Annotated in this window: 15 protein-coding genes and 1 tRNA gene; 9 read left to right on the top strand and 7 right to left on the bottom strand. The window is 54.9% G+C overall.

The window, feature by feature from the left end:
• The first annotated feature begins 9 nt into the window (after positions 1–9).
• Positions 10–1,239, top strand: coding sequence for an ATP-binding cassette domain-containing protein (locus H6G53_RS17565; RefSeq protein ID WP_190535218.1), 1,230 nt, complete (start codon positions 10–12; stop codon positions 1,237–1,239).
• A gap of 12 nt (positions 1,240–1,251) precedes the next feature.
• Positions 1,252–2,370: an endonuclease NucS gene (locus H6G53_RS17560; protein ID WP_190535215.1), complete on the top strand. Its 1,119-nt coding sequence runs from the start codon at positions 1,252–1,254 to the stop codon at positions 2,368–2,370.
• 48 nt (positions 2,371–2,418) lie between these two features.
• Here the strand turns inward: H6G53_RS17560 and H6G53_RS17555 are convergent, their stop codons facing one another.
• From H6G53_RS17555 to H6G53_RS17545, 3 genes are all read right to left on the bottom strand, one after another.
• Positions 2,419–3,114, bottom strand: coding sequence for a ribonuclease HII (locus H6G53_RS17555; protein WP_305068631.1), 696 nt, complete (start codon positions 3,112–3,114; stop codon positions 2,419–2,421).
• 4 nt (positions 3,115–3,118) lie between these two features.
• On the bottom strand, positions 3,119–5,197 hold the full coding sequence (locus H6G53_RS17550) for an Rne/Rng family ribonuclease (protein ID WP_190535212.1): 2,079 nt from the start codon (positions 5,195–5,197) through the stop codon (positions 3,119–3,121).
• 1,059 nt (positions 5,198–6,256) lie between these two features.
• Positions 6,257–8,932: a TIGR03960 family B12-binding radical SAM protein gene (locus H6G53_RS17545; protein WP_190535209.1), complete on the bottom strand. Its 2,676-nt coding sequence runs from the start codon at positions 8,930–8,932 to the stop codon at positions 6,257–6,259.
• Between the two features lie 267 nt (positions 8,933–9,199).
• Here H6G53_RS17545 and H6G53_RS17540 point away from each other — a divergent pair, with 267 nt between their 5' ends.
• Positions 9,200–9,394 (top strand): hypothetical protein, encoded by a 195-nt coding sequence (locus H6G53_RS17540; RefSeq protein ID WP_099534869.1) that lies wholly within the window; start codon positions 9,200–9,202, stop codon positions 9,392–9,394.
• 345 nt (positions 9,395–9,739) lie between these two features.
• On the opposite strand, the gene H6G53_RS17535 is transcribed toward H6G53_RS17540, so the two are convergent.
• On the bottom strand, positions 9,740–10,237 hold the full coding sequence (locus H6G53_RS17535) for a hypothetical protein (protein ID WP_190535204.1): 498 nt from the start codon (positions 10,235–10,237) through the stop codon (positions 9,740–9,742).
• Between the two features lie 135 nt (positions 10,238–10,372).
• On the opposite strand from H6G53_RS17535, the gene H6G53_RS17530 reads away from it, so the two are divergent.
• Together H6G53_RS17530 and H6G53_RS19040 are read left to right on the top strand one after the other, a co-directional pair.
• A tRNA-Val gene (locus H6G53_RS17530) sits at positions 10,373–10,444 on the top strand.
• 415 nt (positions 10,445–10,859) lie between these two features.
• On the top strand, positions 10,860–10,985 hold the full coding sequence (locus H6G53_RS19040) for a hypothetical protein (protein WP_255407563.1): 126 nt from the start codon (positions 10,860–10,862) through the stop codon (positions 10,983–10,985).
• Here H6G53_RS19040 and H6G53_RS17525 read toward each other — a convergent pair.
• The 3 genes from H6G53_RS17525 to H6G53_RS17515 form a co-directional block, all read right to left on the bottom strand.
• Entirely contained in the window at positions 10,982–11,203 is a 222-nt protein-coding gene (locus tag H6G53_RS17525) for a hypothetical protein (protein WP_099534867.1), read from the bottom strand. The genes H6G53_RS19040 and H6G53_RS17525 overlap by 4 nt on opposite strands.
• Before the next feature lie 345 nt (positions 11,204–11,548).
• A complete protein-coding gene (gene rsmB / locus H6G53_RS17520) occupies positions 11,549–13,096 on the bottom strand; it encodes a 16S rRNA (cytosine(967)-C(5))-methyltransferase RsmB (protein ID WP_242030976.1) in 1,548 nt (515 codons plus the stop codon).
• A 187-nt stretch (positions 13,097–13,283) separates the two neighbouring features.
• A complete protein-coding gene (locus tag H6G53_RS17515) occupies positions 13,284–14,009 on the bottom strand; it encodes an alternative oxidase (protein ID WP_099534866.1) in 726 nt (241 codons plus the stop codon).
• Positions 14,010–14,616: 607 nt separating this feature from the next.
• Here H6G53_RS17515 and H6G53_RS19380 point away from each other — a divergent pair.
• The 4 genes from H6G53_RS19380 to sfsA all read left to right on the top strand — a co-directional run bounded on the left by H6G53_RS19380 (position 14,617) and on the right by sfsA (position 18,804).
• Positions 14,617–16,287: a type II CAAX endopeptidase family protein gene (locus tag H6G53_RS19380; RefSeq protein ID WP_199309305.1), complete on the top strand. Its 1,671-nt coding sequence runs from the start codon at positions 14,617–14,619 to the stop codon at positions 16,285–16,287.
• Positions 16,288–16,478: 191 nt separating this feature from the next.
• Entirely contained in the window at positions 16,479–17,246 is a 768-nt protein-coding gene (locus H6G53_RS17505; protein WP_190535201.1) for a hypothetical protein, read from the top strand.
• A 330-nt stretch (positions 17,247–17,576) separates the two neighbouring features.
• Complete coding sequence (locus H6G53_RS17500) at positions 17,577–17,840, top strand: hypothetical protein (protein ID WP_190535199.1); 264 nt, start codon at positions 17,577–17,579, stop codon at positions 17,838–17,840.
• A gap of 217 nt (positions 17,841–18,057) precedes the next feature.
• Positions 18,058–18,804 carry a DNA/RNA nuclease SfsA gene (gene sfsA, locus H6G53_RS17495; RefSeq protein ID WP_190535196.1) on the top strand — a complete coding sequence of 249 codons (747 nt, stop codon included), beginning with the start codon at positions 18,058–18,060 and terminating at the stop codon, positions 18,802–18,804.
• Positions 18,805–19,047 lie beyond the last annotated feature (243 nt).

The raw sequence follows: 19,047 nt of genomic DNA, 5'->3' as shown, positions 1-19,047 counted from the left end.
TGAATTGCCGTGGCTCGTGTCGTTTTGGATAACGTCTACAAAAGCTATCCGCCCCGCGATCGCGCGCCCGGTGGCAGTCCCACGGCCGTGTTGCGGCGGATTAGCCTGACGATCGAGGATGGCGAATTTTTGGTGCTGGTGGGGCCCTCCGGCTGCGGCAAAAGCACCTTGCTACGGTCGATCGCGGGTCTGGAAGATGTGACGGGCGGCGAGATTTGGGTGGGCGATCGGCGCGTCGATCCGTTGCCGCCCAAGGCGCGGGACGTGGCCATGGTGTTCCAAAGCTACGCGCTGTACCCGCACCTGAATGTCTATGACAACATCGCCTTTGGGTTGCGGCGGCTGAATCCCCCCGCCGCCGAAGGGTGGCAAAAATGGGAACCCTTGGCGGTGGGGCTGACGCGGCGACTGCCGGCCCCCTTGCGGTACGAGTCAGCCCAAGAGCGGGAAATTGGCCAGCGGGTGCGCGAAGTGGCCACCATGTTGCAAATTGACCATCTGCTCGATCGCCTGCCCAAGGAATTATCCGGCGGTCAAAAGCAGCGGGTCGCCCTGGGCCGGGCGATCGCTCGAAACCCGCAAGTCTTTTTGATGGATGAGCCGCTGAGTAATTTGGATGCCAAGTTACGCACGGAGACCCGATCGCAAATTGTGCGACTCCAGCGCCAACTGAAAACCACCACGGTCTACGTCACCCACGATCAGGTGGAAGCCATGACCATGGGCGATCGAATTGCGGTGCTCAACGGCGGACAAATCCAGCAAATCGCCGCACCGCTGGAACTCTATCACCAGCCCGCCAACCGGTTTGTGGCGGAGTTCATCGGCTCGCCCACCATGAATTTTTTGCCCGTGTGGGTGAAACGGCCGGCCCTGCTGACCAATGGCGACTTTCGGATGACGCTGCCGGAAATTTGGGACAAAGCCCTAGAAGCCTACGACGGTCGAGCGTTGTGGCTGGGGGTGCGGCCGGAGCACTGGAGCGATGGTTTGCCCGCGCCCAAAAATTTACCGGTGCGCGTGTTGCAGGTGGAGGCGCTGGGGTCGGAAACCTACGCGCTGGTGGAACCAATCGACCGGGGATTAGTGCGCACTTTGGAAGAGGCCCCGGCCAAACCGTTGCAAGTGCGCCTGCCGCCCGATCGCCTGATCGCCCTGGGTGATGAATTGTGGCTGTCGATTCCCAGCGAGCAACTCTACCTATTCGACCCCAGCACCGGCAAGGCTCTCTATCCCTAGGCGCAACGAGCAATGTTGATTGAAAAAGACGGTCAATGGCAATTTGAAAGTGAAGCCACTTTTGAAAGACTCCTTTGGCAAAACCTCGAAGAATGGCTAAATTTTCAGCCCCTCGCCCGTCAACTCAGAATGTGCGGCGAGCCTTGTGACATCATTGCCAGGAGTCCCAAGGGGAAGCCCGTTATTTTAGAACTTAAAAATGAAGAAGATCGCTATGTTGTCCAGCAACTCACGCGCTACTATCACAACTTTCTAGAGGAGCGTCCTGATTTACCAGATCTTGATACATCTAAGTCACCCCGATTGGTTGCGATCGCCCCATCTCTCCACCGTCACAATTTCATTGATCGGCTATACCATCGCCTCACTGTCGAATTATGGACATTCCACATTCGGAAACAGCACGATCAATTTCTGTTGGAGTTGGTGTCTTGGGAGACTCCTGACGCAAAATCAACGATTCAAACCATTGATCTAACACCCCATATTCAACTTCCGACAGCAGCGGAACCTGATCCACTGAGTCAGCTTGATAAAAATTGGAAATCGATTCTATCGAAGCGCTCGGAGATTGATCAAAAAAACCTCTTGGCAATTCGTGATTACATCCTAAGCTTTAGTCCAAAACTAGGAGAAGTTGTTACACCTAGCACAGCAACCTACGGTCAAATGCGGAGTAAAACAAGTCTCTGCGAGTCAGAGGAAAGGCTTTTAGCCCGATTTGAGCAGCTTTCCCTAGATAAGGCTCCTAGACTTTTTCTATATCTACCAAGCATTGTCAAGTTATCTTTTAACACCGTTAAGGTTGAAGTTCTCTTGCAAAAAAGCGATTTAGAATATTCCCTTAGTTCTTCAATTCAGACTTTAAGAATGCCCAATAGATGCAGTAAATGGCATATTCATATGATGATGCGAAGTACAGCAGAACAAGCGAAATCCTATGGATATGAAGTAACGCTCACAGGATATTTGAACTTCTATCAATCTGTTTATGAAAAGAAGTTCTGGAATCCACACTGGGATGATCAATTTTCTTCACTAGAAGATTTGCTTGATCTGGCGATTTTGGATTGGCAACGGCGACAGGACAAATTGACTGCAAAACGTCGTCCTTCGCCCAGTGCAGAGTGAGGGACGGAAAATCATGAGATTGCGTGGATTGACGATGCTAGAAGAACCCTAACCCGGGACTCCGTTGAGATTTAGGGTCAATTGACAGGGGGCGAAAGAACGTCGATGGAGCGGCGTGGGGCCAAGGGTTTGCAAGGCTGCTCGATGGGCCGCCGTGCCATAGCCCTTGTTGGCAGCTAGGTCATAGCCCGGATATTGCGCCGCGCAGTCAATGATCTGTTGATCGCGGTGAACTTTCGCCAAAATGCTGGCGGCGGCGATCGAGATCGATTGTCGATCGCCCTGAATGAGCGTTTCTTGGGGGCAAAACAAGTTGGGAATGGGTCGATTGCCGTCCACCAAGCAGCGATCGGGTCGCGGGTGCAATTGCTCCAGGGCCCGCCGCATGGCCAGGAACGTGGCTTGCAAAATATTGAGTTGATCAATTTCGGCCACAGAAGCTTCCGCGATCGCCCAGGCCACCGCCCGATCGCGAATGGGTTCCACCAGAGCTTGACGCTGGCGAGCCGACAGTTGCTTACTATCCCGCACGCCCAAAGCCCGCAAGTCGCTCTCTGCCTCGGCCGTTAAAATCACCGCCGCTGCCACCACGGGCCCAAAAAGTGCGCCGCGGCCCACCTCATCCACCCCCGCAGTCCAAGGGGATTGAGCCGGAGCCGGAGCCATGGAGTCGGCCAGGGAGCGATCGGGCAGCAATTCCGTCACGATCGCCCCATCCCTAGACCGCACCGCTTTACTCCCCATGGGGCTAAGCGCGAGTGCTCGATCGACGACGACGGCGGCGCGGCCGGCCGTTGGCATCCCCACCGGGCGTAACGGACACGATTTCCGGCAAGCCACTGGGCGGCTCCTCGGCCCCATTCCCATTGGAAACATTCAAAGGCAGAGATTCCGTGGGAACCGGTTCCGCCGCGATCGGGGCTGGGTCATTCCCTTCGGCCGGCTCGATCGAGTCCACCACCGGTTGCGGAGCCGGAACGAGCGGAGCCGTCTGACCCGGTAACAGCACCGAGACGATCGCGCTTTCCGGGTTTTCCGGCTGTCGATCGCTCAACAGCAGCGGCGATACCCCCATCCAGGCATAAACTTCCTGCTCTTCCGAAGTCATGGTCACGGCCACCACTTCCCGGGGTTCCGCAGTCCGAGCACCGCGCCCTCGGCTCCGTTCCGGTCGGCCATTGCGGCCTTGGGCGGCGGGGGCGGGGCTGGGTTGGGCGGCGGCGGCCACCGTGGGCGGCTCCAACGGTGCTTCATCCACCTCGGGTTCTGCCGCCACCGGCAAACTGGCCGCCCCACGCCGACTCACCGGCTCATCGTTCCCTCCGCGACGGCGACGGCGACGGCGGCTGTTGCTGCCATTCAGGGACTCTTGATAGTTGGGATGGTTGCTCAGATCCAAATCCTGCAAGTTAGGCAAGGGATCTTCCAAGCTGGGGAGGCTGGCGATCGCAGCGGCCGGGGGGAGTTCGCGCGATCGGGAAACCGAGCGACGACTGCCAACACTCGATCGACTCTTTTGCAGCATCGGAATACTGCGGCGATCGCCACTTTCCACATTGGGCAACAGGCTCACCGGTTCCGCATCGTCCGCTTCATCGGGTAGGTGGGCCAAAATGCCCAGGCCGCCACAGGTGGGGCAAGCACGGCCAAACAGCTCATAGATGTTTTGGCCCTGACGTTTCCGGGTCAGTTCCACCAAGCCCAACTCCGAAAGCTGGGCAATTTGGGGCCGGGCCTTGTCGGACTTCAGCGCCTTGCTGAAATGTTCCAACACTTGCAGGCGATCGCGGTGGGATTCCATATCAATGAAGTCCACCACAATTACCCCCGCCAAATTTCGCAGGCGTAACTGACGGGCAATTTCCGTGGCCGCCTCGCAGTTCGTCCAAAGCACCGTTTCGCGGGCCGTAGCCGATCGGGTGAAGGAACCGGAGTTCACATCAATCACCGTCAGGGCTTCGGTCGGTTCAATGATGATGTAGCCACCGGAAGGCAAATCCACACGCGGCTTCAGGGCCTCGCGAATCGCCGCATTCACCCGGAAATATTCCAGAATTGACGATCGCTCCCGGTGATGGTCGATCGACACGCCCGGTAAGGTTTTGCTGCCCGCCCAGAGGGTCACCTGCTGCTTAATTCGCTTCATGCCCGAGTGGGAATCCACCACCACTCGGTTCACTTCTTGGGTATAGGCCTCGCGCAACACCCGTTGAATAAAGTCATCGTCCCGTTCCAGCAGGGCCGGCGCACGGGTCGAAGCCGCCTCCTGTTGAATCGATTCCCAACGGCGTTGCAGGGCTTCAAGATCTTCCATGATCGCCTCTTCGGCCACGCCCTCGGCCTCCGTGCGCACCAACAGCCCCATCCCCGCTGGCTTGATCAAAATGGCCAAGGCCCGTAGTCGGTGGCGCTCGTTCTCGCGCTCAATCCGCCGGGACAGGTTCACCCCCGACCCAAAGGGCATCAGCACCAAATAGCGACCGGGCAAACTGACTTTGCCGGTTAACCGAGGGCCCTTATTGCCCGTCGGTTCTTTCATCACCTGCACCAAGACTTTTTGCTGCGGCGCGAGGAGTTCAGTAATCGAACCAGCGGTTTTGCGCAACCGCAGCGGGCCCAAGTCGGAAACGTGAATGAACCCGTTGCGTTCGGAATCCCCAATGTTGACGAAGGCCGCGTCGATGCCGGGCAGCACGTTCTCCACCACCCCGAGGTAAATGTCGCCCACCTGGTGACTGCCGGTGGCCACGATCAGTTCTTGAACGCGATCTTCGCTAAAAACGGCAGCAATGCGGTGCTGTTCGGCGATGATAATTTGTTTGGGCATGCAGATTCCTCTGGGAATTCACGGGCGATCGCCACATGCGGTCTACTGCACCGCCGAGAGGATGCAGGGGGCGACCGTCGCCGGGGATAAGACAGTAATTAATCGAAGGCTCGCTGACCAACCGCTTCATGCAGGTTCGATCGAGAAAAGCAAACAGGGTGTGCGGCTGCATCCATCAAGGAGCAGCACAGCATCGATTGATTTCTCGGTTCAATCGAGCAGCTAGAAATACCGGAGACATTCACCTCGACCGGGGAATTGCCCAGAAGCAGAAGTCAAGACTGAGGCAAACTGCGCAGGGCCAAACCAACGAACAAACTCGCGATCAATCAAGAAGACCCCGGTATGGGGCTTTGATCGAGACTTGACCCAAAAGGGTTGCGACTGAATGGCGATCGACAACTTGATCCAGACACAATTCGATCAAAGCACGTTGGATTTGTTGGCCTGTTAAAAACCCCCTATCCAGCACAGCTTGAGCAACTCTCACTCAGTCTGGAACCGGTGACTTGTTAACAGGGATTGGCCAAAGCAGATGTTACGAGCTTAACCCTGCATCTTGCGGGTTTCCTACATCATCGAGAGCAAGTTTGGCTCTGAGGTGTGGTTGCCCGCAAAGAGTTAGATTCGTGGGCGGCATTCAATCGCCGAGGCAATTCCTGAGGATTGGCGGTGGCTCGGGATATTTTCGCTGCTGCACAGGCGCTCGATCGAGGACGGGCACTAAGCGCGTTCTGGGTAAATGCCTGGCTCGATTGATTTTGAAGGCGATCGGCTGCTGAGGCTTTGTCTTTGGTGGTGTCGCGCACCGGGACAATTGCCTAGCAGTCATCTCCAGTGTAGCAGGTGGCTAGCACAGAACTGGGGGGTTCACTAGAATCATGCGACTCTTCTCGCAAATTGTTACGAATTGCAATGATTTGCGAGACTTGTTCACGGTTCACGGTAACAGCGTGCAGCAGCAACCCAGGAATACAGCCACCAATGGACGATCGCCTCTACCTAACCACGCCTACCTAACCACGCCTCAGTTACCCGATCAATTAATTGCCCGATCAATTAGTTGCTAATTGCCAAATCAATTGCCAACTCGGGAGATGCAACCGATCGCACTGCGGCCGCCAACAGCAGTTGCAACCGGTGCGATCGCACCAAACTGATGTCTTGGCCCGTGGCTTGCTCCAGCAACCACACCAGGTGCTCGGGCCGCAGTTGTTGCCCATCGTTGCGGCAGAGGCCCCGGAATCGCAGGGTGGCGGATTCGCCCTTGGGTGGCTCGGTGGGGTCAATCAGTTGCACCTGATCTAGCCAATCGCGCAGGTTCACTTGGGTGGTTTTGCCGGATTTGGTGGTTTTTTCCCAGAGCCATTCGGGGCGATCGAACACAACAGCCAAGGCGGCAGCCCAATCGATCGCCCCGCCATCGGTGGCAGTGACGGTGATTTCGTATTCCGCGCGATCGAGCAGTTGGTTCGCCGCCGGATCTTTTAGGGGCACTTCCTCGATCGCCAGCAGGGGCAAATCCACCGGCAATTGGGCCGCCAAAGCGGCCTGGATCTGCGCCAGGGGCCAGAGATCCGTGAGTTCTAGATCGAGAATTTCTCCCTCGCTGGTCACGCCCAAGGAGAGGGCATGGGCCGGCACAATCCGGGGCGAGGGATGGAAACCGCCCGTGTAGGACACCGGAATTGCTGCCCGACGCACGGCGCGATCGAGCAGGCGCATCAAATCCAAATGACTGAGCAGGGCCATTTCGCCCCGCTTGGCAAACCGCAGCCGCACCCGCTGGGCCCGGGTTTGATTGGGCTTGAAGTGGCCCTGAAATTGCGGAATTTCCGGTGGCGGCACCACCACGTTATTGCCAAAGTCATAGCCACAGACCCCGCAATGGGAACAGCCCTCAAAGGAGCAGTCGGGAACCGTGGCCGCTTCAAGGGCGCGTTGCAGATCCTCTTTCAGCCATTTTTTGTCCACGCCGCTGTCCAAGTGATCCCAAGGCAAGGGGCGATCGAGCAGGGCGGCCGGGTCGATCGCCTCCGGTGCGGCCGATTCTCCTTCTTCAAAGGCGTTCCACTCACCCGCTTCCACTTGGCGATATTTCCAATGCAGGTCGGCTTCCTCGATCGCCTGTTGCCAAGCCCCAAAGGACCGATCGAGGCTTTCCCACCAGGAATCCATCCCCGCGCCCAACTCCCAAGCCCGGCGCACCACCGGCCCCAACCGGCGATCGCCCCGGCCCACAAAATCCTCCATGGCCGAGATCCGCACATCGGTGAAATTCGCCTTTAGGCCGCGAATCGTCCGAAATTCCTGGCGCAAGAGATCCTGTTTGCGCAAAAACTCCGCCGTTGAAACCGTGTGCCACTGGAACGGCGTGTGGGGCTTGGGCGTGAAGTTGGAGATCGTCAGGGTGAACTGAATTCGCTTGCGACCGCGTGCGCCACATTCCCGCTGGAGCCAGCGGACGGTTTCCGCAATCCCCAACACGTCCGCATCGGTTTCCCCGGGCAGCCCAATCATGAAATAGAGCTTGATTTTGTCCCAACCCTGTTCCCAGGCGGTTTTTACGCCCCGCAGCAGTTCCTCATTGGTCAAGCCCTTATTAATGATGTCCCGCAGGCGCTGGGTTCCCGCTTCCGGGGCAAAGGTCAAGCTACTTTGGCGCGTGCCGCCGAGAATGTTGGCGATGTTTTGATCGAAGCGATCGACCCGTTGGCTGGGCAATGATAGGGTAATATTTTCGCCCTGGAGCCGGTTTTTAATCTCCAGTCCCACGGCCGGCAGGGCCAAATAATCAGAGCAACTGAGGGACAGCAACGAAAACTCGTTAAAGCCTGTGGCGCGCATCCCGTCGGCCACCGCGTCAATCACTTCTTCGGGGTCTACGTCGCGGGCCGGGCGGGTCAACATGCCCGGTTGGCAAAACCGACAGCCCCTTGTGCAGCCCCGGCGAATCTCTACGGTTAGGCGATCGTGCACCGTTTCCACATAGGGAACCAGCCCGATCGAGTAGTGGGGCATGGGGGTAGCTACCCGCCGCAGCACCCGGGCCGGCACATCGGGCCGAGCGGGATGCACTGACCCATCGGCCGCCATCTCGTAAAACTGGGGCACGTAGACCCCCGGCACTTGGGCTAAGTCCAGCAAAATTTCCTGGCGACTGAGGCCCGCGTCTTTGCCCTCTTGGATCACGAGGCCAATTTCCGGCAGCAGCTCTTCGCCATCACCCAGGGCCACAAAATCAAAAAAGTCCGCGTAGGGTTCCGGGTTGGAGGTGGCCGTTTGCCCGCCCGCGAAGATCAAGGGACAGTCGGCGATCGGGAGATCGGCTCGATCGGCCCAAGTCAGGGGCAACCCGGCCAAAGCCAACATTTCCAAAATATTGGTGGCCCCCAGCTCGTAGCTGAGGCTGAAGCCCAAGATGTCGTAATCACTCAGGGGGCGGCGACTTTCAACGGCAAACAGGGGCGTTTGGCTGGCTCGCAGCTTGTCGGCCAAGTCCTGGGCGGGCAAATAGGCGCGATCGCACAGTTGGCGCGGCTGGGCGTTGATGATGTTGTAGAGGATCACATGGCCCAGGTTCGACGCGCCCACCTCATAAATTTCCGGGTAGGTCAGCACCCAACGCACCGTGGCCGACTCCCAGGGCTTGTGGACAGATCCCAGTTCGTTCCCCAGGTAGCGGGCAGGGCGATTAATCTCAGTCGTGATCAGTTGGTCTACAGCAACGGTCACAGGCATTCTCCAGTGGACTCAGTTCGATCGTACCGAGCAAACTTCCGAATTCGGCAAAATCCAGCCAAACTCAATCCGGACAAAACAGTGGCACAGCGATCAATTCCAAGGAAGTCGCTTGTTGAATAGGCTAATTTCAATCGTCAGTGGGCATCCGTGCGATGGTGATAAAGATCACGCAGACAAAAGCGGCGCGATCGCATCAGCTCCCGCACCAACAACCGACAATACCAATAGCCAACTGTTCGTAATTAACAGGAGCTGACCGTGAAAGCAACCCATGCAATCCGGCGGTTGGTGGAAAAGGCCCTCTATCTCCGCCAACTGACTCCCGATATCGAGAACGAGATCAATTATGAGTTAACCCGCCAGGGTTATGTTTCAGATGCGGATTATGAAGCGCTGGAACTTCTCATGAGCGAGATGGATGAAGGTCGCATCCAACTGGTTCCGAGCGTTTAGTCAAAAGCTTGATGCCTAAATCTTAAGCTCCTCTTAAGCTTCATGGCAACTACCTGATCAAAACTTTTTGATCGAATCCCTGATCAAACCGATCAGCCGGATTGGCCTGATCCAATCGATCGAGATCCAGTCAATCCAGCCCCACGGATTCCGATCAAATAGACTTTCAATTCAGTCAATTCAGTTGAGTCAGGGGTCTTAGTCCACAGCTCCCGATCGCAAGCTTCGGTCAAAGTCTTTGAGCCAAAAAGTCCTTGATCAGAGATCTTGATCGAAAATCGCTGCGGCACGACTCAGCACCCTTGGGCCCGATCGCCCCTTGTTCAACACCTCAGCGAGGGTTAATCAACGGACTTCCGGGATCCCACTGATCCGCATCGGTGGGAGCTTGCGGGCGAACAGTAGTCGCACAAATTTTTGGAAAACCATGCGGCCCGCCGCCGGTTCAATGTTGGGCAAGCAATGGGGCTTCAGGGCCAGCAAGTTCAGCAGTTCCAGATCGAATGCCGCCCGGAACAGGGCACTTGGCAACACCAAGTCCACAGCATATTCTTCCGAATAGATCGTTTGGGGACGATCGCTAGCTTCCCGGGCTAGTTGATCGGCGTATTCCGCCAGCACGATCGGTCGCACCCAGGTGGTTTGACGTTCCAAATTTTGGTCGATCGCCTCCGCCAACAATTGCCACCGATCGTGCTCCAAACAGAGCACCGGCCTTGCAGTCAGGGGCGGGGTTGGTGAGTTCCCGGAATCATCCACCGTTGGCCCAGGTTCCGATTCAATCTCGATCGCGGGGTTAATCAACGGCGCAGCGGGCAAAGCGGGCAATGGCAAACCATCCATCGGAGCCAGACAGAATCAATCAGAAAGGACAATTTTGCAATCTCAGCGATCTAAACCGTAGCAAAATTCCAAATCTCTGGTATATTGTTATCCGGTCAGCGGTCGAAGCGCCTGACAACGACTCAAACCCCTTAGGGGCGGTTAGCTCAGCGGTAGAGCTCCTGCCTTACAAGCAGGCTGTCATAGGTTCAAATCCTATACCGCCCATTTTTTGAAACGGTCACTCAGACCACTCTTCCTCATTCACCCGCGAGCACCAGCTTGCTAGCACCAACTCGTGATCGTCGAGACGGCTAGCGCCAGTCAGTCATATCCCTAATTGGATTTTGCTAATTGGGTTTTGGCTTTGGATTTTGGCTTTGGCTTTTGGCTTTAGAGTCTCACGCTCAAACTTTGTGCCGGTGCTTGCTTGCAGTCACATGGTTGAGCCGTCCATCGTTGGGGCATTTCGCTGATGGGCGGCTGGTCGGGAATTTTGATTGCGTCATATCCCATTCGGCTAAGCCAAGTGAATGCTGAGCCAGATTAAGTTTTTGCCAGTTGCTGCCAAACTCAGTTTTCGCCAGATTCACAGACTACTCTGAGCGCTGCTCTGAGCAATCCGCTGGCAGGTTAGAAATGATTGATTAAGCGATCATTGAGCGATCGCTGTGCCGACTGTTCGGCTGTTCGATTGCTGAGCATGTGGCTGGATTTGAGCCTGTGCCTGGTGATGGATTCAGGGGCCACGATCGAGCCAGCCACCTAAGCCACTGAGCGCCCGTTGGCCAAATCGCGAATTAGGGAAACTTTGGCTTGCAGGTAGCCATCCAGCTCGGCCCGATCGCTGCGATCAATTCCGGGGCAACCGGTCATGAGGCGATCGGCCAAAAAGTTCACCAGACCGTCATCATCCAAGGCCAAGAGGGTGCTGGTTTGGATCGATTCAACCACCGACCACAGTTGCCGCATCAGTAGAGGTTTCATGAGAGACCCTCCTTAAGGTTTTCTTTATGTTGATAAGATAACCGCCATAGCCACCAACAGCAGGGAATGATACAAGACGATAGCTGTTGCGCGAGGTCATGCAACAAATCGATTCACAGCGTTACACTCGGCTCGATCCTGCCCTGATCTCCCTGATACCCCAATTTTGGCTCAGACCCTGACTGGCTCTGGAATTGCGGTCAATTTGTCAGTAGTCAATTCTTAAAATTCCCGCCTAAAACGCAACAATTGCCGTTAATAATCAAAAATTAATAATGAGTAATTTCGGCGACCATAATTTTGCTCGTCTATTCATTGAAACATAGTGGTCGCCGCTCGCAACGCTCACGGATCTGATGGCTGTCGTCGGAGTTTGACCATGAAAAAGCCGTCCATTTGCCAATGGTGGGGCCACAGTTCCAGCCAACCGGCGGCGGTCACAAAGGGAGCCAAGGGAGAGTCAGGGGTGGGCGGTTCGATCGACCAGTGGGGATGGCGTTGCAAAAAGTCGCGAATAATCGCCCCATTTTCCGGCTCATGCACGGTGCAGGTGGCATAAACGGCTACACCGCCGGGCCGCACCCAAGCATCGGCGCGATCGAGTAAATCTCGCTGAATTTGCACCAACTGGGCCACGGTTTCTGGAGTCTGTCGCCAACGGGCATCGGCCCGACGATGCAACGTTCCCAACCCAGAACAGGGCACATCAAGCAAGAGGCGATCGCACTGGGTGGGCACTTCCTCTAAACCGCTGATCGGGCCCGATTTCGATCGAGACCGATCGCGCTTGCGGGCAGCGGTGACCAGGGGTGCTTTGCCTCCGGTGCTGTCCGCTTCCACCATCCGAATTGATCGCAATCCCAACCGCCGCACCGTGTCTTGCACCTTCCGCAGGCGAGATCCAGCGCGATCGATTGCCCAAATCTGACCCTGATCTTGCATTAGCGCCGCAATATGGGCTGTTTTTCCGCCCGGCGCAGCACAGGCATCAATCACCGTTTCGCCCGGTTGCGGATCCAACAACAGAGCCACTAACTGGGCGCTGGCATCCTGCACCGTCCACCAACCGGCTCCATAGCCCGGAAGGGTGGCGATCCAGGCCCGGCCATTGTCCGGCCCATTGGTTGATCGGGAATCTGGCTCGGTGGCGATGGTTTCTGCCAAAGGGTCATCCCCGTGGCCCCGTTGGGCAGCTAACCGCAGAGCACTGGGCAGGTGGTCGATCGGGGTGACGGCCACACCGGCCGCCGTTAGGGCCGCCATCACCGTTTCGCGATCGGTCACCAAGGTATTCACCCGCAAGTCGATCGTCGGGGGCTGGTCAAACCATTGGCACAACCGTTCCGTTTCCGCTTCCCCCAGGCGATCGAGCCAGGTTTGCACAATCCAGTTTGGGTAACTGTAGGTTTGGGCCAACCGTTCCACCGGCTCAAGACCCGCCACCGAGGTCAGCGGGTTCGGATTTTTGGCTTTTTGGCGTAAATATCCCCGCAGCAAGCCATTGACGAACCCACTTAGCCCCTTTAATCCGCAGAATTTGGCCAACTCCACGGTGGTGTCCACGGCGGCCGAATCTGGAATTCGATCAAGATAAATAAGCTGATATAACCCCAACCGCAACAAATTGCGGAGGGTCGGCGGCTGTTCTTGGGCGGAACGGGTCGCCAGGCGATCGATCCAACCGTCCAAGGCCCGCAACTGTCGGGTGCAGCCATAGACCAACTCCGTCACCAACCGGCGATCGCGCCCGTCCAAATCCCCATACTGACGCATGACCCGATCGAGCGCCGCATCCGCATAGGCCCCCGCTTCAATCATCCCCAAGGCCGTGAAGGCCGCGTGGCGAGCCACCAGGGCGCGATTTTTAGGAAGTGTTGCACCTTGCATAGCCATGACAAACACCCAAAAACGGGAGCACAGATAGAGAACAGGGGGACTGTCCAGAATACAGGCGAACCGGGCAAACCCGATCCGCCTGGAAAAGTTGATGGTCATTAAGGAGCGATCGAGGGCGACCCGTGGCGGTCAGTCATTGCTATGGTTTCCGGCCCACCAGTCCCACAATAGTTTGCGCCGTTGGTTAACCCATTTGCGGGCGATCGGGAGTCATCTCCAAAGACGGCGCGATCACCTCCAGCGACTCGGGGGTCTTGCCAGCCAAACTCCCCGCCTCATGGGGACTCAGGCAAGCCTGATCCTGGGGCTGCTGACAGGCCACCATCGTTTTCACATGCTCCATTTCGTCGTCGCGGATGGCCACAAACACATCGTAGAGGTTGTCAATGATTGGGCGGCGGCTTTCGGGCACTTGGGCCGTTTGGAACTCATCAAACAGATACAAATCTCCGTCGCGGTAGTAGCGCTGAGCAATTTCCGGCGCAGGTTCCGCTTTCAACATGGCTTCCGCTTGATGCAAAAACTTGTTGTAGGACGCATAGGCGTGTTTTTCCACCAGTTCCATGAAATGGTAGGCAGATTGGGGAGACACCAAATACACCCCCACAATGATCCAGTAGTAAACCAGGGCGGCAGACTTGGCGATCAGGCGATCGCTCCAAACCCGATTTCCTCCCAAGGCTTCCATGATCAGCAAGTGGTGCAATTCATTCCAAGATTCCGCAAAATGCACCTTCAGCCAGTCCGCCTTGCGCCACCAACCGAGGGTTTCGTAAAGGTGCAACACGGACATGTAAGCAAAGTAGGGAACGCGGGCCACGGTTTCCAACACGTAAAACCGAGGATAGGGGCGATCTTTATACAAAACATTGATCACCCAAACAAGAATGCCAACTAGCAAACGAATCATGGTGCTGCTCCAGGAAGGTTGCAGGCAAAGGCGCTATGGCACGGGAGAACTGGGAAGCTGTGGTTGAAGATTGTGACCGAATAACCTTGTTTAGGAACCAGTGCTGTTTTTGAGTGCTGGTTTTGGGTTTCGATCGCTCACCCTGGTCACGCCGTGCCAGCCTTTGACCTAAGCTGGTTTGATCCTAACGACCGCTGTAGGAAATAGCTGAGCGGTGAAGGGATGAAAGGGCTGAGTTAGGCCAATTCAGGTAATCTCGCCCCGGCCAAAGAGTTGTCAAGTCACCTGATCGAGCATTGCTAAAGAAATTCCGAAAAACCCTAACAAATTACAAAACTGATACAAATAAATTCAGTAAGATTTCGGAATCTATCAGAACTTATCGGATTACTAGCTTCCGCAACGTGGTTTATAAGTTTGTAAGGGCCAGGTAAGCTGTTAAGGGTTTCATGACCTTTGGCTGGACAATTTGGATGATTTCCTAAATTTCATGGCATTTTGCGATGCAGTTCTGCATGGATTGTCTTGATCGGGCGATCGAGCGATCAAAGCCATCGAATTTGTCGAATTGATCGAGTTGGCTAACCTTTAAAACAGCATTTGAACGGTGGACAGCAACATTGTGACGGGAATAACTGGAAGCGGAAATTTCAAGCGATTGGTTTTAGTGGTGCTGACCGTGTTGGCCTTGTCGGTTTCTGGGTTGTCCTTGGTGGGCAGCTTTACCCAAACCCAGATCCAAAGTCGTCTGGAGCTATATCAAACCAATCTGATGTTGCGGGCCACGGGAGAACTGGACTTACCGCCCGATCGCCCGACCGAAACCGACGACCCGATCACCGTCCTGCGGCAGCAACTGTTGGGCGATCGCACCTTTGCCGATGCTCGCCAGCAATATCAGGCCTTTCGCGAGAAAGCTGCCTTGAGTGCAGAAAAATTCATCCGCGAATTAACCACCCCGGCGAACAATCGATCGGCAAATTCTGAGGCCAGCGACTTAGCCACAGCGGGGCCAGACTCTGACTTCGATCGGCTAGCCCAACAATTGCGCGAGCTGGCCGCCGTAGACCTACGATTGGGTCTGCTTCAGGCCCGGTTGGGAGATTCCGCCGCCGCATTGACCACTTGGCAGCAGCTTGCCCGCCTTTCAGCTTCCGTGCCCGACTCGATCGATCCCCAAAGTTTCCTCAGCGACTTTGACGAAATTCGGGAAAATTTGGCTCTGTTGTGGGGAAATCGCAACCAAATCACCAACCAAGTCACCCCAGCGCTACCGCCCGCCATTGCCCAAGGCATTGAAGACAACATCCGACAATTTTTGGGGGGGTGGTTCCGCAATGCCAGCTTGGCCAGACTGTACCGTCTGCAACAGCGGCCGGCTGAACTCAGCCTCCTGGCTGCCGAAACCAACCTACAAGCCGAGTCTCTGCTGTTGAAACTGGCCGCCGTTAACCTCATCCCCGGCCTGGCCCTTCTCTGCGGCATCATTAGCCTGATCGTCTTGCTGGTGCAACGCTTCCTGAAGGGATCTAACTCACTGCTGTCCCTCGCCTCCGTTCAATGGACGGTTCCTTGGACGGGTGAAACCATCTGGGAAGTGTTCATCCTTGGCTTTTTTGCGATCGGACAGATTGTTGTTCCCCTCATCCGATCGATCGGGCTGCAACTGCTTGGCATTCAGCCCAGCACCCTCACGGGCGGAACCCAAGCCGGCATCATCCTTTTCAGTTACGGACTCATGGCCGCCGGGAGCGTCCTAACCCTGCGCTACGCCGTCAAATCCTATCTACCTCTTCCGGAAGGCTGGTTTCAGTTCAAATGGCAAAATGGCCGCTGGCTGGCCTGGGGCATCGGTGGTTACTGTGTGGCGCTCCCGATCGTCATTCTTGTTTCCCTGGCAAATCAGCAAATTTGGCAAGGGCAAGGGGGCAGCAATCCCATCCTCTCGATCGTTCTCGAAAACCGCGACCCCGTCGCCATCACCTGCTTTTTCCTAACCGCCTCGATCGCGGCTCCCCTGTTTGAAGAAACCCTCTTTCGCGGCTTCCTGCTTCCTTCCCTCACTCGCTACCTACCCCCATGGGGAGCCATTGGCCTCAGCAGCTTGATCTTTGCCCTCGCCCACCTCAGCCTCTCGGAAGTCCTGCCGCTCACAACCTTGGGCATCGTTCTTGGCGTGGTCTATGCCCGATCGCGCAATCTTCTGTCCTCAATCCTGCTGCATGGTTTATGGAACAGCGGCACGCTCGCCAGCCTGATCCTGCTCTCCAGTCGTTAACCACGGCCCTCGGCCAATCTAGCCTCCAGCCCTGGTCTGCAGGCTCTCAACCATTCATTAAAAATTCATTCAATCGGACGACCCCTGAGGAGTCCGGTGCTAGCTTGTGGCCAAACCCTTGTGTCATCAAGATTTACAAGATCTGACGACGACTCAGGGTGCTTGGTTTCAACGTCGTGGAGTCTATCACCATGCAAAATCCCGAGTGGTCTTCACTGGGCGATCGCGACTACAGCGTCAACTCAGGAGACTGGATCGGCAAAGGCTGGTCTATGTTTCAGAAAGACGCTGGCCCCTTAGTGGGCTTCTTTGTAGTCGTCCTTCTAATTAACATCGTTTTAGGTGTTATTCCAGGTATCGGCTCGATCGCCAGCTCCGTCATTGGCCCAATCTTAAACGCAGGCTTTTTAATCTACAGCTTCAAGATTTTACGAGAGCAAGCTCGTAGCTTCGGAGACTTTTTTGAAGGCTTTAGCCAATTCGGAGACCTCTTCCTTTTTGCCCTCGTTTCCGGTCTTATTTCCTCACTGCCCATGCTGCCCGGTGCAATTCTGTTGGGCATCGGCACTGCCATGAGCGAAGGTAGCGAATCCCCCTCTCCCCTGCTCATCGTTGGGGGGATTCTCCTGCTCGTCGGCATCATTCCCGCGATCTACTTGGGCATCTGCTACTCCATGGGAATGCCTCTCATTATCGATCGGCGAGTGCAGTTCTGGCCCGCCATGGAAATGAGCCGGAAGGTCGTTAACAAACATTGGTGGGGAATTTTTGGTTTCTCCTTTCTCCTCGGTCTGCTGAATCTGGCAGGCGTGATTCTTTGCTTTGTTGGCATCCTGGTCACTGCACCTGTTTCCATGTGCGCGATCGCCTATGCCTATTCTCAGATCTTTGGTTTGGTTGATAAAGTTGGCACAGTTAATTCGGTCGATACTTCTGACTACCAAGATTACTTTAAGTAGGGAATAATATTCCCTAAAAGCTCTTGCAGTCAACTATGATTCTGTGCAAATTATTCGAGCCAAAGATTGCCAAATTCTTAACAAGAATCAACAGTCTTTGGCATCGGTTTTTAAGTTTTGTCTAGAAAACCAAAATCTTCATGCAACACAACAGCGGTGAATAGTCTTTAGACGTGCGACGATTGATGATTCTTGACACAGCATAAAAGAAAATGCTATCTTACTCACAGTGAATCTCTTTTAAATTTAAACTCAAAAGACTCTACTTAAGAGCACTTAATTGATTTTGATTTCGAGTAAGGAAGTCAATTTTTGGAGGTTGTAGACAACATGGCCAGGAAATTTGAGTACAAGAATATACGCTTTGACTTCAAGGGTCGCGGAATCACTCAAGAAATTAATATTCTCGATATTGACGGGCAGAGGGTGAGGGGATGGTTTGGTAAAACGCAGGAAGTCCCCACTCTTCCAGAACTACTCAATCTTGCTGGTTCAGAAGGATGGGAACTCGTCTCGCACAGCGTCAACCAGGACAATGTAGCTAACGGGGTCACCTTTCACTATCTCTACTTCAAAAGGGAAATTGAAGCATAAAGAACGTGGAATTCAGTCTACCCAATCAACCTATGTACACCACATAAGTTGAAAGTATTGAGTAGAAAGTGAATTTACTGATCGCTTGAGGATCTAGTAGTAGCACGGCAAGCTTAATAAGCTGGACTCAAAAGTTGTCCAGTTCTCTGCTCTGTACAATTCTGGGAGACATTGTGCAAGGCTAGCCTGCGATCACCCGATCACCCAAGGAGTACGGATGACTATTGCGATATTCGAAAACACATTAATTTATCGCTACGCTAATTTGGTGGAAGGACGACTACTCAAGCGCTACAAGCGATTTTTCGCTGATATTGAACTAGACTCAGGCGAAATCATTACCGCCCACTGCCCCAACACAGGCCCCATGAGTGGTGTCTGTGAAGTTGGATCGCGAGTTCTTCTTTCCCACAATCCCAGCCCTAAGCGTAAATTAGCTTACACCTGGGAAGCGATCGAAGTTCTTGGGCATCAGCAAAAACCAATTTGGGTAGGGGTCAACACCAACCTGCCCAATCGAGTAGTTAAAGAGCTGTTGACCCAACGACTGCTGACCGATTTAGAGCCTTACGAAACAGTTCGATCAGAAGTGAAATACGGTACTAATAGCCGTGTTGACTTCCTTCTAGAAGGCACTTCATCCGGCAAACCTATCTACATCGAGGTGAAGAATACAACCTGGAGCGATGGATCCTTAGCCAAGTTTCCCGACACAGTGACCGATCGTGGGCAAAAGCACCTGCGCGAGATGATGGCCGTGATGCCCCAAGCCCAAGCCGTCATGCTGTACTTCATCAATCGATCGGACTGCGATTCTTTCGCACCCGGGGACGATCGAGACCCCACTTATGGGCAACTACTACGCCAGGCGATCGAACAAGGACTGATCGTATTACCCTGTCGCTTTTCTGTTTCACCCGCTGGTCTCAGCTTTATAGGTCTAGCGGCCCAACAGTTTAACTAGTTCAATCCAAATAATTGCTATAAAGCTCTGGGGATGAGCTAAGGAGCCAGTCACTACTGATTCAACCAGCCTAGGCCCACAAGCCTTGGTGGTTCTAAACATCGCTAAAAAAGGAGAGGGGTTCTAGATAATGCTCTAGAACCCCCCTCCCCTCTCTTCAATTATTAACCTGGCATCGAGCTATTTTCGCAGGGGGCTACCCCCCAACTATCGTCGCCGTAACAGCGTTTCACAACCGAGTTC

Origin of the sequence: Limnothrix sp. FACHB-406 (assembly GCF_014698235.1) — a bacterium.
Taxonomy (GTDB): Bacteria; Cyanobacteriota; Cyanobacteriia; order CACIAM-69d; family CACIAM-69d; genus CACIAM-69d.
The sequence above is the reverse complement of the archived record's forward strand: the minus strand, read 5'-3'. Positions and strand labels throughout refer to the sequence as shown.

Coding starts and splice junctions, on each gene's coding strand:
- H6G53_RS17525 (WP_099534867.1), bottom strand. CDS start 11,203: ATGAAACCTCTACTGATGCGGCAACTGTGGTCGGTGGTTGAATCGATC.
- H6G53_RS17500 (WP_190535199.1), top strand. CDS start 17,577: ATGGCCAGGAAATTTGAGTACAAGAATATACGCTTTGACTTCAAGGGT.
- sfsA (WP_190535196.1), top strand. CDS start 18,058: ATGACTATTGCGATATTCGAAAACACATTAATTTATCGCTACGCTAAT.
- rsmB (WP_242030976.1), bottom strand. CDS start 13,096: ATGGCTATGCAAGGTGCAACACTTCCTAAAAATCGCGCCCTGGTGGCT.
- H6G53_RS17515 (WP_099534866.1), bottom strand. CDS start 14,009: ATGATTCGTTTGCTAGTTGGCATTCTTGTTTGGGTGATCAATGTTTTG.
- H6G53_RS17505 (WP_190535201.1), top strand. CDS start 16,479: ATGCAAAATCCCGAGTGGTCTTCACTGGGCGATCGCGACTACAGCGTC.
- H6G53_RS17535 (WP_190535204.1), bottom strand. CDS start 10,237: ATGGATGGTTTGCCATTGCCCGCTTTGCCCGCTGCGCCGTTGATTAAC.
- H6G53_RS17560 (WP_190535215.1), top strand. CDS start 1,252: ATGTTGATTGAAAAAGACGGTCAATGGCAATTTGAAAGTGAAGCCACT.
- H6G53_RS17550 (WP_190535212.1), bottom strand. CDS start 5,197: ATGCCCAAACAAATTATCATCGCCGAACAGCACCGCATTGCTGCCGTT.
- H6G53_RS17555 (WP_305068631.1), bottom strand. CDS start 3,114: ATGGGGAGTAAAGCGGTGCGGTCTAGGGATGGGGCGATCGTGACGGAA.